This window comes from Blastomonas sp. (genome assembly GCF_041747255.1).
GTDB lineage: Bacteria > Pseudomonadota > Alphaproteobacteria > Sphingomonadales > Sphingomonadaceae > Blastomonas.
The window spans coordinates 1-1,716 of the sequence record NZ_JBGTFM010000175.1 but is presented as its reverse complement, the minus strand read 5'-3'; the positions used below and the strand labels follow the sequence as shown (position 1 = coordinate 1,716).

Genomic DNA, 1,716 nt, shown 5'->3' with positions numbered 1-1,716 from the left:
CGCTGCCTCATCCGCCTGCGCGCGGGTGAGGCGCCGCTCTGATTCTGCGCCCGTCGCCTCAAGGCGCTGGCGCAGATCATCGATCGTGGCCTGCAGATGCAGGTTGGCGGCCCTCATCGCTGAAAGCGCATCCGCCGGGCTTTCATCGGGCGTCATGGTTTTGTCAAATATCCCATTGTTATGCATTGGTCTTATTGAAGGCCGCCCCTGTCAAGCAGGGTTAACCAACCATTGCCAGTTTTGGGACACTTGCGTGTGATTCTGCGCACGAGAGCGACTTTCATGGCCGCTGGCTCGATTTTTGCGCTCAACAATGTGAACGAATTTAGCTGAAGGAGCAGTTCGCCCTCGCGCTGCCGCGTCGCCTGTCGTGAACGGGCGCGCTGTGGTCAGGGCACTTTCATCTTCGGCGCAACCTGCGATGCGGGACACCAACGCATATCCGTGTCGCCTGTATTGTCATCGGATATTCGGATTCTCCCTGCGCCTAAAATTGTCAGCCGCGTATAGCGATCAAGCAGCCAACGGGCTCCTGACCCTTTCGCTTTAGACATAGGTTCAAACCGGTTCGCGAGAGGGCCGCCCATATCTACAAAGGCAAACCGCCGTCCGTCGTAATAAAAAAGTGGACCAGCGGTCGAACCACACGGGAGTTTCGCTTCAACATAGTGACCGGGTGGAATTTGTAGCGGTGCAACAGCAGCAGGCATAGTGTCAGAAGCGCTTGCAGTGTTGCTGACTGCGGCCGGTGAAGCTGCTGGCGCGATGGATTGCGCTACCGCATCGCGCATACGTGGAGCAAGCGATGTCAAATCACACTTTTTGATCAATTCGTCTGCCGGTCTACCTTGAAATCGATCATCTGCAACGGGCCTGACAACGGCTGTCGACTGCCCGGACGCTTTAATCGACCATGACGGCCTTCCAAAGTCGGCAAACCAAACGTCTGTGAACCCGTTACGCTGCGCTTGAACCCTGGAGATTGGATCCAACTCGCTGTGGGGCTGCTCTTTCGGGTCGTTGGTCACAAAACTGACCGATCCCCAACTTTCTCCATTATAGATGGTAACATATGTGGCAGTGTTGCAGCGTTCAGAAGCGTCTATCCACACACCTGTGGTGATCGGCAACTTGCCCGGAGCCTGTGCAAGTGCATGAAACTGTACGCCGAAGCACATAGTTAGCGTTGTAAGCAAAGCTCTCAAGAACATTATCGATCTCCTGATTTTCATAGCACCAATTTTTGATCGACGGCTAGTTGACTGTCAAGATACCAGATGTTTGGCAAGGCCATTCGATTCAGCCGCGATTTCAGAATGCCGCAAAATAAAAATTGTCGCCAGCATGAACGGCATTGCCAAAACGATACAAATTGCGACACTTTAGTCGGTGTTCCGGCAAACTTGTGCGACAAGCCGCCTTTAGAACCGGGATCAAGGTAATCGTTCTGGTCCTTCGCCCTCCCCGACCGTTCGGGCCAGGGCGGTCGCCTCTGTCTTGGTGAACGACAGTTTTTTCCCGAAAGGAAACCCAGATGAAAAAGACCCTATTTGCAGGCGCCGCACTCGCTGCGCTGCTGACTGCTGGCACCGCCATGGCCCAGCCCGCGCCCGGCATGGCACGTGGCATGGCCGCGATTGATACCAATGGTGATGGCATCATCACCGAAGACGAGGTCCGCGCCCACGCCCGCGCGCGCTTTGCCAAGATGGATGC

Annotated in this window: 1 protein-coding gene and 1 pseudogene; one reads left to right on the top strand and one right to left on the bottom strand. The window is 55.4% G+C overall.

Features of this window, described 5'->3' with window-relative positions:
* Positions 1–389 precede the first annotated feature (389 nt).
* Positions 390–1,211, bottom strand: a complete 822-nt coding sequence (locus ACEW8G_RS06275; RefSeq protein ID WP_373487582.1) for a hypothetical protein — start codon at positions 1,209–1,211, stop codon at positions 390–392.
* A gap of 323 nt (positions 1,212–1,534) precedes the next feature.
* Between ACEW8G_RS06275 and ACEW8G_RS06270 the strand changes: the two are divergent.
* A pseudogene (locus ACEW8G_RS06270) lies at positions 1,535–1,716 on the top strand (EF-hand domain-containing protein); the annotation flags it as partial.

Excerpts from the sequence above, each read along its gene's own strand:
- ACEW8G_RS06275 (WP_373487582.1), bottom strand. The coding sequence starts at position 1,211 with ATGTTCTTGAGAGCTTTGCTTACAACGCTAACTATGTGCTTCGGCGTA.